Source organism: Streptomyces sp. NPDC059875 (assembly GCF_042731085.1).
Classification (GTDB): Bacteria; Actinomycetota; Actinomycetes; order Streptomycetales; family Streptomycetaceae; genus Streptomyces.
Map to the genome: position 1 here is coordinate 19,126 of NZ_JBHWJZ010000015.1, position 14,185 is coordinate 33,310.

Genomic DNA, 14,185 nt, shown 5'->3' on the forward strand with positions numbered 1-14,185 from the left:
TGCGTCCGCACTCAGCACCATCCCCCTGGTCAACGTTGCACACTTCCTTGATACACGCGGGTGGCGGTGTACGACGAAGGCCGCGGGGGCAGACCTTGGCGCCCGATCGGGCAATGACCGGGCGGTCGGTCAGCGCCGAGGCTCTCCCGACCATGCCCCGCTGCCGGAGCCCGTACGGCGTGATCGGCGGGTTCTTCTGTCGGCCGCCCACGCCTCCGTCACCCTGTGACCGGTAGCTTCGGCCGCGCGCCGAGCGGGAGGTGAGCGCACTCACCCGGTGGGACCTCCGGCGGCCTCCCGCCGCACGGTCTCGGCGACGCTGGAAAGCGCCGCGCCGAAGTGGCGGCGCTGTGCAGCGGTGAGAGGGTCGAACACGAGTCGGCGCACCTGCGCGACATGCCCCGGCGCGCTGTCGACCACCTGCTGCCGACCGGTGTCGGTCAGCGTGGCCAGGGTGTAGCGACCGTCGCTCGGGTCGACTCGACGAACGATCCACTCCCGCGCCTCGAAGCGGTCCATGAGCTTCGACAGCCGCGGGAGAGCGCTGTTGCAGTCCCGAGCCAACTCGCTGAGCCGCATGGTGACCTGATTTGCCATCGACAACCGGGCGAGCACGCCGTACTCGAAGTTCGAGATGCCCGCGTCGCGCTGCAACTGACGGTCCAGGGCCGCAGGCAGCGCGATCACGACGGTGAGAAGGTCCTGCCAGATTTCCTGCTGCTCGGCGTCGAGCCACGGTGACGGTGCATCCATGCGATCCAGTCTACTTGCCCAGGCAAGAGATGTCTCTTGCCCAGGCAAGTCAAGCTCGGCTTCAAGGAGACATCCGTGATCAAGATCAGCATCTTCCTGACCCGGCGGGCAGACCTCACCCGTGAGGAGTTCGCGGACTACTGGCAGAAGCACACCGCGCTGATCACGAGCCTGCCCGGCGGAGAGGTCCCGGTACGGCGCTACGTCCAACTCCTGCCCACCGACGACGAGATCCCCGGCATCCGCACAGCCGTCTACGACGGTGTCGCCGAGGTGTGGGTCGACAGCATCGCCGACGCCGCCGGCTGGTTCACCTCCGACACCTACACCACGACCGTCGCCGCGGACGAGGAGAACTTCCTCGACCGCTCCAAGACCCGTTTCCTCTACGCCACCGAGAGCCCGATCTTCGGCTGAGCACCACCGTCGGCGACGACTCGCCCCCCGGGGTCGGCAGCCGGCCACAGGTGAACCGCGCGGAACGCGGCCCGGGCGACCTGACGATGAGGCCGCCCGGGCCAGGGCCCCCAACTGGCAAGGAGCGACACGCCATGACCACCCCGCACACGCCCCGCATCCCGGCCGGGGCCTACGACGATCACCTCGCCCGGGTCCTCCCGCGGGCCCGCGAACAGCGGCTCTGGGTCCCCGCCGATGGGGCGCTGCCGAGGCTGTTCATCAGCCACGGAGCGCCCTTCACCCTCGACGATCCGCAGTGACTCGACGACCTGTTCACCTGGGCGCAGTCCCTGCCCAAACCGAAAGCCATCGTGATCATCTCGGCGCACTGGGAGGACGCACCGGCCGCGATCTCGAGCGGTACGGCGGGCAGAGGGCACCGAGTCGGCCCGCGAGGTCTCCGCGGTGCAGGCGTTCAAGGTGGAGATCGCCCTCCCGGACGACGTGGCCCGCACCGTGAAGGTGATCAAGGAGGACGGCTCGCTGGGATCCTTCGACGTGTGCACGGCGGACGTACGGATCGCCGCCTTCTGAGTGCCCTGAACCGGGCCAGGATCCCGCCCTGCACAAGCGGTCGGGAAAAGGCCCGGTCCATGGCTTCACGGTGTCCAACGCCGCCACACCCGCCACGGTCGCCGTGGCTCGGACGCTTGTCAGCGGCCTGACGACCGCACCCTCCCCCGTAGACGACGCGCCGCGCGACCCTGAGCCTCACGTGCGTCGGGGACACTCACGCACGGGACAAGTGGGGCTCGGCAGGGCCCGCCGTCGCGGGCGTCCGGCCGCCACCCTCACCGGCGCGCTCCTCGGCGAACGGCCCTCCCGCCGGTCTGGCCGGCCAAACTGGAGGGCCGCCCCACGATCCTGGATCTGGCCGACGACTTCGCGATGGAGATGACCCCAGGGGCCTGCGCTGCACGGTCCTGCAGGAGCCTCACCGGGATGGTTGGCGACGTACACGACGTAGTCGTCCGCGTGTTGCGTGGCCGATCATCCCTCTGCGTCGCGGACCAGGAGTGCGATCTGCACCCGGTTTTCGACCGCCAGCTTGGCGAACAGGTTGCCTGTGTGCGCCTTGACGGTCGCGATGCTGATGTGCAGCCGCTCGGCGATCTCCGGGTTGCCCAGCCCGTCCGCGATGGCCCGGGCGGTGTCGAGTTCTCGTTCGGTCAGCGCGGACAGCTGATTCCGCGCGGCTTCGCGAGAGGAGCGGCGGGCCTCGGAGGACTGCGGCCCGGTGGCTGCGGCGATCACTCGTGCCGTGGCAGCCGGGGACAGCACGGGGTTCCCGTCCGCGACTGTCCGCACCGCGTCGAGAATCCGCGCCGGCGGGGTGTCCTTCAGGACGAACCCGAGGGCTCCGGCGCGCAGCCCGCCGAGCACCAGATCGTCGGAGTCGAATGTGGTCAGCATGAGCACCCGGGGCGGCGCCGGCCGGGTGAGGAGTTCCCGGGTCGTGCTGAGACCGTCACGGCCGGGCATCCGGATGTCCATCAGCACCACGTCCGGCCGCTGCTCGTCCACCACGGCGATCGCGGCGTCCCCGTCGGCCGCCTCCCCGACGACGGTCAGGTCCGGTTCACCGTCGATGACGAGTCGTAGTGCAAGGCGCACCAGTTGTTCGTCGTCGACGATGACGACACGCACCGGCTCCCGCTCGCTGTCCACTCAGCTTCTCTTCTCGTGGTCGTGGTTCGCCCAGGGTAGGTGCGCGGTGAGGACGAATCCGCCGTCGGGTGTCGGGTGGTGGCTGAGGCTTCCGCCGGCGAGGGTGATGCGTTCGGCGAGGCCGAGCAGGCCGAATCCTGATGCCGGAGGTCGAGTGGTCGTCGTGGTGGCCGGGGAGTTGTGGACGCTTACGCGCAGTTCGTCGCCGGCTGTTCCTTCGACGGTGATGTGTACGGGGGCGCCCGGTGCGTGTTTGACGGCGTTGGTCAGTCCTTCCTGGATGACCCGGTAGCAGGTTCGTCCCACGACGTCGGACGGTTCTCCCGTCACCGTGGTGGTGAGCGTGACGTCCAGTCCGGACGTGCGGGCGTCGGCCACCAGCTCCGGGATGCGGTCGAGGGAGGGCTGTGGCGGTTCCGGGCGGCCCGGGTCGGCGCGGAGCACACCGAGGACGTCTCGTAGTTCTTCCAGCGCTTGGTGGGAGCCGTCGGCGATGCCACGGATCAACATGCGGTTCTCCTCAGTGGTGAGGTTGCCGCGGTGGTCAAGGACTCCGGCCTGCATGGCGACCAGGGAGATCCGATGCGCGAGCACGTCGTGCATCTCCCGGGCGATACGGTTCCGTTCCAGGGCCCGTGCCTGCTCCGCCCGTGCGGTCTGTTCCCGTTCCGCGCTCTCTGCCCGCTCTCGCAAGGACCGCACCTCGACGCGCCGTGCGCCGATGGCCACGCCCATGGCCGCCGCGATGCCCGCGCTCAGTGCCGGGAGTGCGAGTTGGAGCCATAGCGAGCCGGGCGGCCTCTTGATCGGGTAGAGCACGAGGGCGAGTTGCGACGCGGCCACGTAGACGAGCGCGACAACTTCGATCTCCACCGGTCGGCGACGAGTGGAGATCGAACACAGAGCCAGAAGCGCGGCACCGGTGGCGAGTGTCGACGCGCTCGAGGAGATGGTGACCCCCATGGCGACGGCAAGCGGGAACCGTCGCCGCCACAGGAGCGCCGTCAGGCAGCCGAGAGCCACCAGCGGATCACCGGTGACCAACCAGGAACACGTGTCGGTCGCGCACCCCCGCGGTAGCGCCGCAACGGTGGAGAGCCAGAAGGGAATGCCCAGTGCCCCGGCCGCCACCAGCCGCCATGTCTGCTGCCACCCCCCGAGTCGTGGCACGAGGTCCGTGTTCATCCGCTCATTGTCGCGAAACCGAGCGGCCGGTGCAGCAGACCCTGGGACGCTCCCGCCCTCACCCCAGAGTCGTATCACCTCCTCGACTTTGGTCGAAGGTGACTCGAGCCGCCGGGCCGATGTGCCGATGACGCCGGATGAGCAGACTCATATCCGTCACCCGACCGTTCCGGCGCGCGACCTCGTGCGCCCCCTCAGGAGGACACCAGATGCGCAAAACCCTGTCCCTCGCCCTCGCGGCCACCGCAGTCGCGGCGGTCGCGATGTCGGGACCGTCGGCGGCGGCGACTCCGAACACGGTGGCGGCCACGTCGGACACCCTGCGGTGGGGCCCGTGCCCGCAGAAGGCCGAATCGCAGAACACCGACGCGCCCCGTCTTGAGTGCGCAACGCTCGACGTCCCGCTGGACTACCGAAATCCCGACGGCCGGCAGATCGAGATCGCCGTCTCACGCCTGGCGAGCAAGGACCCTTCGAAGCGCCGCGGTGTGCTGCTGACCAACCCGGGCGGCCCCGGTGCCTCCGGGCTCGACTACCCGGCCCTCCTCGCCGGCGCCGGGCTGCCGAAGGACGTCCTCGACTCCTACGACGTGATCGGCTTCGACCCGCGTGGCGTCGGCCGCAGCACGCCGGTCACCTGCGACCTGACACCGCAGCAGCAGGCACGCGGCAACTTCCCGCCGTACGCGCACACCGCGGCCGACGTCGCCAAGGAGGCGCCGAACGCGCGGACCATCGCCGAACAGTGCGCCACGTCGCGGGCGGCGTGGATGCTGCCGTACACCACCACCGCGAACACCGCGCGCGACATGGACCGGATCCGGGCGGCGCTGGGCGAGCCGAAGGCCTCCTACTTCGGTACCTCCTACGGCAGCTACCTCGGCGCGGTGTACACGACGCTGTTCCCCGAGCGCAGCGACCGGATCGTGCTCGACAGCAACATGAGCCCCGACGGCTACGGCCTGGCGGGCTTCCGACTGCTCGGCCGCGGAATGGAGGACCGGTTCCCGGACTTCGCGGCGTACGCGGCCGCGCACCCCGAGTACGGTCTGGGCACCACATGGAAGCAGGTGACAGCCAAGTTCTTCGAACTCGTGAAGCGGCTGGACGCCAAGCCGGTCGGCGGCATCGACGGAACGGTGTTCCGCGGGGTGACGTTCGAGAACCTCTACGTCGAGGGCTACATGCCCAAACTGGCCGGGGAATGGCAGGCGCTGGACCAGGGCAGGCCGCTGCCGACTCCGCCGCCGTACCCGGAGAACCTCTCGGCCAGTCACTTCTACGTGACCTGCGGAGACTCACGTTGGCCCGGCAAGGTCCGGGACTACCAGCGCAACGCCGCGATCGACCGGCTGAAGTACCCGATGCTGGGCGGCACCACCGGAAACATCAAGCCCTGCGCGTACTGGCCGGACACCCGGGTCGAGCCGCCGGTGCGGATCGGTGACCGCGGCCCGTCGAACGTCCTGATGGTGCAGAACGAACGCGACCCGGGGACACCCCTGGTCGGCGCCATGAAGATGCGTCGGGCATTCGGCGACCGGGCCACGATGGTGACCGCCGACCAGGGGGGTCACGGTGTCTACCCGTTCGGCCGCAACACGTGCGCGAACAACACGGTGACAGCGTTCCTGACCGACGGACAGCGCCCGACCGAGGACCTCGCCTGCGCGGCGGAGCCGAAGAAGTAACGGGAGCGGACACATGATCAAGGAGTGGCGGCACCGTCGTGCCGTACAACGGGTCATGCCCGGGGACGGGCGCGAGTTGAAGCCTTTCCGCTGGTGGCAGCTACCTTTCCGCGCGCTGCTCCAGCTGCGGCTGCCGGGAGACGACGGCCGCGAGACGGTCTACGCCGTCGACGTCAGGCACTGGCAGAACCAGTCGTCCGGCAACGTCAAGGCCCACCTGTATGTCCACGGCAGGCTGCACGCCGTGTCCAAGCTCCCTGCCGTCTTCCCCGTCCCGGGCGGCACCGTCGAAGTGAAGATGAGCGGATTCGGACTCAAGCGCTGCCACTACGTCACCGACGAAGGCCGCGAGTTCCAGCTGGTCCCGGACCCCGACTCCGCCGAGGGGCGCCGGGCACGCCTCGACCGCGCACACCCCGCGCTGAGCCGCACCATCGGTCTCCTCTCACTCTGCGTGCTCGTCGCCGCCCTGGCCGTCCTCGTCCCACAACTTGCCGAACAGCTCACCAAGTCCGAGGGCATCGCCCAGCACACCGGGACCTTCACTTCACCCATCGACGTGCCGATGTGGGGCAACATCGTGATCGGCGTCGCCACCTTGGCGGCCAGCACAGAACGGGCACTGCGACTGCGCCAGCCACCTACTGGACGGCGCGGCGGGCTGATCCACCCGACCACCCGAGGCGTCGCAGCCACGCCGGCGACAGCCCGCCGCCGCGGGCGAGCGACATCGCCCGGACGTAGTTGCCCCACAGGGCTGACGCGCCACCGTGCCGCGTCAGCACCTCGGTGAGCGCGATCCGCTCCGGCGAGTTGACCGGCCGGGCGCCGGCCATCGTGAGCCGCTGATTGGCGCCCTCGTGCGTCTTCCGGGTGACGCAGGCCGAGCAGTCGGACACGAGGAACACTCCGTACCCGTTCTTGAGCGCGCCCAGCACAGCCTGCGCAAGACCGACGGCCGTGGACAGGCCCGCCATCACCGGCTTCCGGCGCCCAGTGGCCTCCACCGCCGCACGGAAGGCGGCGGCCGACCAGGCGTTCGTGGTCACCCGGTCGATCGGCCTGATATCCGGGAACACCTCGCTGATCTCCACAGTCGATCTGTCAAGGATCTTGGACGTCTTCGCCAGGCCCGGTCACCTTGGTGATCGGCTCGGTCTGCGAGGGCGGTGCGGCCATCAAGGCGATGGCCGGCCGGCATCGCCACCTTCCGCCACCGCTGCCGTCCCCCGTTGTGCTCGTGCCACCACACGTCGTGGGGCGGCTCGGTGAGCGTCCGCTGTGCCCACGGGTCGTCACACGGACCGGCGACGACCGGGAGCACACGTCCCGGAGCCGACCATGTGCCGGTGCTCTTGAGCCGGGCGCCACTGCAGCCTCAGCCGACCACCCCGTCACACGTCTTCTCCACTGGGCCGGCCACGGTGACCGGCCCTGTGATGCAGGAGCAGCCGGACGGCACGTACGGGGTCGGTCCCGCCGACGACGGCCGCCTGGATGACCAGGCCCAATGCCAGTGAATTGGTGCGCTGTTGGTGGATCTGACGTGCGAAGACGTCGTGCGCCTGCGGTGCCCTCGTACCTGTGCGTTACGCGCCGGGCTTGCGGACGAACTCCAACTTCTGCGCCGCATTGCCCATGGACAGGACGCCGGAGTCGGCGAGGGTGTACCCACGGGCGCCGGTAGGAGCCATGCCGCAGGCGTCCGCCGACCCGCGCCAGTAGAGCGGCCTGGAGATGAGACCGGTGTCGTTCACGAACACCAGGACCTCTTTCCACGTGCAGCGCTTCTGACGGGATTTGTACCAGCCCTCGACGAAGATGTCCCCGGTTTTCGCCTGCTCGATGGTTACCTGGGCCGTCGGGTCTTCCTCCTCGCCCTTGGGGACCCACTGCCCCACGTACTTCTCGGGCACGGGCGCCTCGCCGCCCCTGGCTTTGAAAAGGACGGCCTTGTACTGGCCGTTGTCGGTGGCAAAGTCGAGTTTGCCGTCCTTACGGGTCTTCAGGGTGTACGACGGCAGGAACGTGCACGTGCCGCCGCCGAACGCGTTCTCGCTACGGGCGTCCCCCAGGGAAACCGAGCCCTTGGACGCCTTCTTCGGTTCCTTGTTCACCACGCAGAGCGAGGTGCCGGTCAGGAAGAAGGACCTGGCGACCGTGCGGTGCTGCTCGTCCTTCTTGAACTCGACACGTACGCGCGTGTCGCTCAACGGCACGCCCTCCCACGCCCCGAGGAAACTCTTCGGCACGGCCACCGCCGCCGGGGTGGCCTCCGCACCACCGTTCGTACCGCCGTTTCCACCGGGGTCCGCGCCGCTGCCGTCCCAGGAGTTCGCCGCGATCAGCGCGCCGATGGAGAGAACCAGCACTCCTACGACAGCGCCGAGGAATCGGGCCCGTTTGAACCGTGACTGCACGGGCGGGGCACTCGGCTGTGTCGGGCGGCCGCCGGACGTCGGGGTGCCCACCGAAACAACCACCGGCACGTCGGGCTGTACCTTCGTATACGCATCCACCGAAATTCCCGGCTGCGTGTCCGCCCGCGCATCTACTGGGGCCTCAACCGGCATGTCCTGCAGCGTATCCACGGGCACACCCGAAGTACGCCTCTGCGGATCCAGATCCAGCAACCACGCCGCATGCCTTCCCAGTTGCTCAAGCACTTCTCCCGGCAGCCACGGCCGCACCTGCCCGGCGGCGGTGCGGGCCACAAGCTCCGTAGGCGTGGGCCGATCCTCGGGCGCCTTCTCCAGGCACTGGCGTACGAGCCCAAGCACACCCTCCGGCACACCCTCCAGGTCCGGCTCTTCCTCGGCCACCGCGAACAATTGCGCGTGCAGCCCGCCGGAGTGGCCGGCGAACGGAAGCCGCCCGGTCGCCGCGTACGCGAGGACGGAACCGAGGCTGAACACGTCGCTCTGCGGGCCGACTTCGAGCCCCCGCGCCTGCTCGGGCGACATGAAGCCGGGCGAGCCGATGACCACGCCGGTGCGGGTACGTAAGTCGTTGCCGGAAACGGCGTGCAGGGCGCGGGCGATGCCGAAGTCGATGACGCGGGGCCCGTCGACGGTGACCAGGACATTGGACGGCTTCAGGTCCCGGTGCACGAGACCGGCGTCGTGGATGGCCCCCAGGGGCGAGCGCGAGCCGGTTCGCGAGGGTGCGCAGCGAGCCCTCGGGCAGCGGACCGTAGTCGTCGGCGACGACGGTCTGGAGGTCGGGACCCGGTACGTAGCCGGTGGCGACCCAGGGCGTTGCGGCACTCGTGTCGAAGTCCAGGACCGGCGCAGTCCAGTCACCGCCCACGCGCCGCGCGGCGTCGACCTCTCGCGCGAACCGCTGCTGGAAGTCGTCCTGCCTGGCGAACTCGGCCCGCACAACCTTCACGGCGACGGTCCGCCCCCCTTCGGACCGCGCGAGGTACACCCGGCCCATGCCCCCTTCTCCGAGCACCCCGAGAAGTCGATAGGGCCCTATCGCACGCGGATCGCCCGGGCTCAGAGGGTTCATGCAACAACGATACTCAGGGGAAGATGGGCGGGGTGAGCACGACTCACTTACTGTGCTTGGTATTTGGCTGGTTCCTGACTCGAAACCCGCGCCTGTTGGCCGAGTCGCGGCGGACGGCCCCGAGCGAGCTCATCCGCGGGTAGACCTTCGAAGCGGTGGAGGCAGGGCGATGACTGGCAAACGGCCGACTACGGTGTCTGGCCGCAGGGAAGTACGGCCATGGTTGATCCGCGCTCGAGTCCGACAGCCATCACGTAGCCGGTCCCGCGTGCCTCCAGGGCGGCACGAGGCTGCGGGTGCTGCCCATAAGCTTCTTCGGCGGTCACCCCGGTGCCGCCACCCCGGAGTCCAGCGCGGCGGCGATCATCTGCCAGGCCCGATGACCGGGCTGCGGCCAGACTCCCGGTCCATGACAACGTGCTCTTCCCTCGCGCGACGGTCGCGTCGGCAGCCTGGGCTTCGGTGCACCCGAGCGGGTCCGCCAGCGCACCGTCCGCCCGCTCCGCCACATGGCTGAAGGCGGAAACATGATGCTCTCCAATCGGTGGCCCCGATAGGAGGCACAGCCGCCATGAACAGCCAGCCGAGGCCACATGGATCAGCAGCACCGACCTGGCGTCACAGCACCCCGCGCCCTGCCACACCCAAGCGGGCGGCAGAGCGTCTGACCTGCACTCCAAGAGAAATCCGCAGGTCAAGGCTACACAGAGAACAAATCGGACGTGAGGTGACGTGTATTGCGGGCACTACGGGCGCTGCATGCAACCTGTCGGCGCACACTCCGCCCCAGCCCGAGAGCTCACCGAGGTTGAACCGCCGGAAGGCTCTCGCCTTATAGCATATGGAATGCCATACTCGTGTCATGGCTGACGACGACACCGACTTCCTTCCCGGCGACGGCCCCAGCAGCGGCATCTCCGTCTCCCTGACCGCCGGCACCTTGCAGGCGATCCGTGATCGGGTCGGCAAGCGGGGCGTGTCCGCGTACCTGGAGAAGGCCGCGCAAAGGCAGATCGAGCGCGACAACCTGGCCGAACTGATCGCCGACTTCGACAAGACCAACGGCCCCGCGGATCCGGAAGCCGTGGCTGCCAAACGGGCCAAGCTCACGGGCAGCTCCTCCTCCGCGGCCGGGGCGGCAGCGTGAGCGGCGCGCTCATCTTGGACAGCGAGGGCCTGGCCAAGGCTGTACAGCGCGACCGCGAGGTCCACGAGTGGCTCACCGCCGCCCGCGACGCCGACCTTCCGGTGATCACCTCCACGGCAGTACTCGTCGAGGTGATACACCCCGGGATCAACGAGGCAGCGCTGAAGTGGACGCTGTCCCGGCTGCGGGTCGAGCCGGTCACTCAGGCCCTCGCCCAGTCCGCCGCCACTCTGCTGCGCGCGGCCGGGCTCCATGGCCACAAGTACGCCATCGACGCGATGCTCTGTGCCACCGCCCTCGCCCAGCCCGGCCGCGTCACGATCCTGACCTCAGACGTCGAGGACATCACCGTGCTCACCGCCGATCACCCTCGCCTGACCGCCGAAAAGGTCTGACCCGCGCCGCTGCACCGAGGGTGAGGCGGCCCTGCCAGAGGCTGGCGGCTGAGCGCAGAAACAAGTCGAGAGCGGCGAAGAGCGGATCCCAGTGAGGCGGGACCCGGGGGGCGAAGCGGCGCACGGCACGGACACCGAGCATGTCGAGGGCGAAGAGCACCATCAACAGCGCGCTCGCCGGCGTGGCGATGGAGGCGGCAGGACATGCGGGGCCCGGCGGCCCGTCGAACGGGAACGGTGAGCGCGGTCACGGAGCGCCCGGGCTCGCCGGGCATAGCCTGGTCTCACGAGCCGAGGAGTGTCGTCATGCTGCGAGCCGTATGGCGAGGAACCGTGATCGCCGAAGCGCCGCGGACCGTGATCGTCGAGGGCAACCACTACTTCCCTCCCGACACCGTGTACCGGGAGTACGTCACGGAGACCAGGGCGTGGTCGCTGTGCTTCTGGAAGGGCGTCGCCCGGTACTACGACGTCTCCGTGGGCGGACGCACGAACCGGAGTGCGGCCTGGTACTACCCGCACCCGAGCCCGTTCGCCCGCCGGATCAAGAACCACGTCGCGTTCTGGAGCGGGATTCGGGTCGAGGGCGAGCCGGAGAACGATGACGCCGACGCCCGCCCCGCGTCACCGCGCCGGAGTACGTGAGCGCCCTCATAGACCAGCCCCTGCTCTCGGCCTCACGTCGGCAACGAGAGTCGTTGGCGGGCTCGGGGCCTTCCCTGACGACGACGGCGGAGCGGCGCGCGGAGTCGGCTCAGCCGTCCCGAGGGGGATCCGGGTGTCCGCTGAGCGGGTAGGGGCGTGCGGTGCCGTGGACGCGAAGGGTGACCTCGTCGCCGACGGCGGGTGGGGCCACGGTCGTGTCGAAGATCCTGGCGGCCACGGAGGTGCCGTCGGCCAGGCGCAGGGCGAGCACCGCGTCGTGGCCGTAGAAGTCGCGCCGTACGACGGTCGCGGCGACCCCCTCCGGTGTGCCGGTCGGGGCGAGGGTGATCTGCTCGGGTCGCAGGAGCACACGCAGCGGGCCGGGCGGAAGGGCGCCTTCGGAGTGGATGACCGGGAGGGCGCCGAGCGGGGTGCGGGCCCGGTCGCCGTCCAGTACGGCGGGCAGCCAGACCGCGTCGCCGACGAAGGAGGCCACCCACGGGTTGGCCGGTGCGTGGTAGAGGAGTTCGGGCGGTCCGCTCTGGACGATCCGGCCGTCGCACATGACCGCGACCTCGTCGGCCATGGAAAGGGCCTCCGCCTGGTCGTGGGTGACGAGGACGGCGGTTGCGCCGTCGGCGCGCAGGGCCTGCCAGACGTCCTGGCGGAGTTCGGCCCGCAGCGCGGCGTCGAGTGCGTTGAAGGGCTCGTCGAGGAGGACGACCGGTGGCCGGGGCGCGAGAGCGCGAGCGACCGCGACGCGCTGCTGCTGGCCGCCCGAGAGGTGGTGCGGCATCCGGTCCTCGAAGCCGGACAGGCCCACCAGGTCCAGCACGGCGGCCACCCTGCCGGCCCGGCGGGCGGCCCGGTCAAGGCCGTAGGCGACGTTGCCGAGAACGGACAGGTGTGGGAAGAGCGCGCCCTCCTGGGGGACCACCGCGATCCGCCGCCGTTCGGGCGGCATCGAGGTATCGGCGGTGGCGACTCGGCGACCGTCGACGCGGATCTCGCCCTCGTCCAGTGCCTCGAAGCCGGCGATGCAGCGCAGCAGCGTGGTCTTGCCCGAGCCGGAGGGGCCGAGCACGGCCGTCAGGGCGCCGGAGCGGACGGTGAGGTTCACACCGGCCAGTGCCCGGATGCGGCCGTAGGCTTTGCGGACGTCGCTGATGCGCAGTTCTGCCATGTCAGCCGCCTCCCCGGGTGAGGACTCCGGTGCGCGCGGACAACCACCAGGTGGGCACGGCCGCGATCAGCACCAGCAAGGCGGCGTAGGGTGCGGCGGCGGCGTACGCGGCGACAGAGGTGTGCGTCCACAGGCCGGTGGCGAGGGTGTCCATCCCGGTGGGGCGCAGCAGCAGGGTGGCGGGCAACTCCTTCATGCAGGTGAGGAAGACCAGCGCGGCCCCTGCGCCGATGCCGGGTGCGGCCAGCGGGACGGTCACCGTGCGCAGTACGTGGGCCCTCCCGCGTCCGAGCGAGCGGGCGACCTCCTCCAGGCCGGGTGGCGCCTGGGCCGCGGCCGCTCCCACGGCCGCGACGGCGAGGGGCAGGAAGAGCGCCGCGTACGCCAGGGCGAGCAACCATACGGTCTGGTAGAGCGAGTAGGCCACGTTGATGCCGAAGAACACCAGGGAGAGGCCGATGACCAGGCCGGGCAGAGCGTGCGAGAGATAGGCCAGGCGGTCCAGGCCGACGGCGAGCGGGCCCGGTACGCGCGCGGTGAGCAGCCCGACCGGCAGGGCGAGCAGCACGGTCAGGACGGTGCCGAGCAGGGCGACGCCCAGTGAGTTGCGCGCCGCGATGGCGAGTTCGGCGAGCGACCCGGGTCGTGAGACGCCCTCGACGGTCCACCGGAGCAGGCTGGCCGCGGGCACGCCGAGGGCCGTCACGATCACACCGGTGAGGCCGAGCGCGGCCGGCCGGCGCAGCGGGCCCAGGCGCAGTCGGGGCGGCGGACGGGGCGCCCCGCCGCCGAGCCGGGCGTAGCGGGCCCCGCGCCGCCGGGTGAGCTGCTCGCCCACGAGCAGGAGCGCGGTGAGGGCGACGAGGACCGTGGCGAGCACGAGTGCGCCGGTGCGGTCGAAGCCGAGGTTGATCGAGGTGAAGATGGCCCGGGTGAGGACGTCGACGCGGACGATGGAGACGGCGCCGAAGTCGGAGAGTACGTAGAGCGCGACGAGTAGCGCTCCCGCGCCCATCGCCGGGCGTACCTGGCGCAGTGTCACGCGGGCGGCCGTGCGCCACGGGCCGCGCCCGAGCGACCTCGACGCTTCCTCCTGTGCCGGGTCCACTCCGGTCAGCGCGGCCGCGACGGGCAGGTAGACGTACGGGTACGAGACCAGCGTGAGGACGAGTGCGGCGGCCCAGAACCCCTCGAAGTCCTCGACGGTGGACACCCAGGCGAAGGCGGCCACGTAACTCGGGACGGCGAGCGGCAGCGCCGCGAGCACCCCGAACAGCCGCCGTGCCGGTACGTCGGTACGGGTGACCAGGAAGGCCGCGGCCACCCCGATGGCGGTGCACGCCAGGGTGACGACAGCCGCCAGCGCCACGCTCCGGACGGCCAATGCCGCGGTGCGCGCCGTGAAAAGCTCGTCGGTGATCCGGCCCCAGCCGACCTCGCCGACCCGCACGCCCAGGTAGGCCAAGGGGATGAGCGCGACGCCCACCGCGAGCGTCGCGGCGGCCGCCAGCGTCGGGCGCGGCACCAGTCGCCGCACCCGACGTCG

The 14,185-nt window shown here is 70.3% G+C and carries 14 protein-coding genes and 2 pseudogenes; 9 read left to right on the forward strand and 7 right to left on the reverse strand.

Annotated elements, in window-relative coordinates; all coding sequences use genetic code 11:
* Positions 1–270 precede the first annotated feature (270 nt).
* Positions 271–753, reverse strand: a complete 483-nt coding sequence (locus ACFV9D_RS19615) for a MarR family winged helix-turn-helix transcriptional regulator (protein ID WP_385147360.1) — start codon at positions 751–753, stop codon at positions 271–273.
* Positions 754–828: 75 nt separating this feature from the next.
* Between ACFV9D_RS19615 and ACFV9D_RS19620 the strand changes: the two genes are divergently transcribed.
* The 4 genes and pseudogenes from ACFV9D_RS19620 to ACFV9D_RS19635 form a co-directional block, all read left to right on the forward strand.
* Complete coding sequence (locus tag ACFV9D_RS19620) at positions 829–1,170, forward strand: EthD domain-containing protein (RefSeq protein ID WP_385147363.1); 342 nt, start codon at positions 829–831, stop codon at positions 1,168–1,170.
* Between the two features lie 134 nt (positions 1,171–1,304).
* Positions 1,305–1,472 (forward strand): hypothetical protein, encoded by a 168-nt coding sequence (locus tag ACFV9D_RS19625; protein WP_385147365.1) that lies wholly within the window; start codon positions 1,305–1,307, stop codon positions 1,470–1,472.
* Positions 1,473–1,617: 145 nt separating this feature from the next.
* Positions 1,618–1,746, forward strand: a complete 129-nt coding sequence (locus tag ACFV9D_RS19630) for a hypothetical protein (RefSeq protein ID WP_385147368.1) — start codon at positions 1,618–1,620, stop codon at positions 1,744–1,746.
* Between the two features lie 177 nt (positions 1,747–1,923).
* Positions 1,924–2,179, forward strand: a pseudogene (locus ACFV9D_RS19635) (hypothetical protein); the annotation flags it as partial.
* A 23-nt stretch (positions 2,180–2,202) separates the two neighbouring features.
* Here the strand turns inward: ACFV9D_RS19635 and ACFV9D_RS19640 are convergent.
* Entirely contained in the window at positions 2,203–2,880 is a 678-nt protein-coding gene (locus ACFV9D_RS19640; protein WP_385147371.1) for a response regulator, read from the reverse strand.
* Entirely contained in the window at positions 2,881–4,065 is a 1,185-nt protein-coding gene (locus tag ACFV9D_RS19645) for a sensor histidine kinase (protein WP_385147374.1), read from the reverse strand.
* A 209-nt stretch (positions 4,066–4,274) separates the two neighbouring features.
* Between ACFV9D_RS19645 and ACFV9D_RS19650 the strand changes: the two genes are divergently transcribed.
* Both ACFV9D_RS19650 and ACFV9D_RS19655 read left to right on the forward strand, forming a co-directional pair.
* A complete protein-coding gene (locus ACFV9D_RS19650) occupies positions 4,275–5,756 on the forward strand; it encodes an alpha/beta hydrolase (protein ID WP_385147378.1) in 1,482 nt (493 codons plus the stop codon).
* 13 nt (positions 5,757–5,769) lie between these two features.
* Positions 5,770–6,549 (forward strand): hypothetical protein, encoded by a 780-nt coding sequence (locus tag ACFV9D_RS19655; RefSeq protein WP_385147737.1) that lies wholly within the window; start codon positions 5,770–5,772, stop codon positions 6,547–6,549.
* 34 nt (positions 6,550–6,583) lie between these two features.
* Here ACFV9D_RS19655 and ACFV9D_RS19660 read toward each other — a convergent pair.
* Positions 6,584–6,850 (reverse strand): annotated as a pseudogene (locus ACFV9D_RS19660) (isochorismatase family protein); the annotation flags it as partial.
* A gap of 495 nt (positions 6,851–7,345) precedes the next feature.
* Positions 7,346–8,866 carry a protein kinase gene (locus ACFV9D_RS19665; protein ID WP_385147381.1) on the reverse strand — a complete coding sequence of 507 codons (1,521 nt, stop codon included), beginning with the start codon at positions 8,864–8,866 and terminating at the stop codon, positions 7,346–7,348.
* A gap of 1,265 nt (positions 8,867–10,131) precedes the next feature.
* Between ACFV9D_RS19665 and ACFV9D_RS19670 the strand changes: the two genes are divergently transcribed.
* From ACFV9D_RS19670 to ACFV9D_RS19680, 3 genes are all read left to right on the forward strand, one after another.
* Positions 10,132–10,416: a hypothetical protein gene (locus ACFV9D_RS19670; protein WP_385147384.1), complete on the forward strand. Its 285-nt coding sequence runs from the start codon at positions 10,132–10,134 to the stop codon at positions 10,414–10,416.
* A complete protein-coding gene (locus tag ACFV9D_RS19675) occupies positions 10,413–10,811 on the forward strand; it encodes a PIN domain-containing protein (protein ID WP_385147387.1) in 399 nt (132 codons plus the stop codon). Before ACFV9D_RS19670 ends, ACFV9D_RS19675 begins: the two co-directional genes overlap by 4 nt.
* Positions 10,812–11,117: 306 nt before the next feature.
* On the forward strand, positions 11,118–11,456 hold the full coding sequence (locus ACFV9D_RS19680) for a DUF427 domain-containing protein (RefSeq protein WP_385147390.1): 339 nt from the start codon (positions 11,118–11,120) through the stop codon (positions 11,454–11,456).
* 109 nt (positions 11,457–11,565) lie between these two features.
* On the opposite strand, the gene ACFV9D_RS19685 is transcribed toward ACFV9D_RS19680, so the two are convergent.
* Together ACFV9D_RS19685 and ACFV9D_RS19690 are read right to left on the reverse strand one after the other, a co-directional pair.
* Complete coding sequence (locus ACFV9D_RS19685) at positions 11,566–12,639, reverse strand: ABC transporter ATP-binding protein (protein ID WP_385147393.1); 1,074 nt, start codon at positions 12,637–12,639, stop codon at positions 11,566–11,568.
* A 1-nt stretch (position 12,640) separates the two neighbouring features.
* Positions 12,641–14,164, reverse strand: a complete 1,524-nt coding sequence (locus tag ACFV9D_RS19690) for an ABC transporter permease (protein WP_385147396.1) — start codon at positions 14,162–14,164, stop codon at positions 12,641–12,643.
* Between the last annotated feature and the right edge of the window lie 21 nt (positions 14,165–14,185).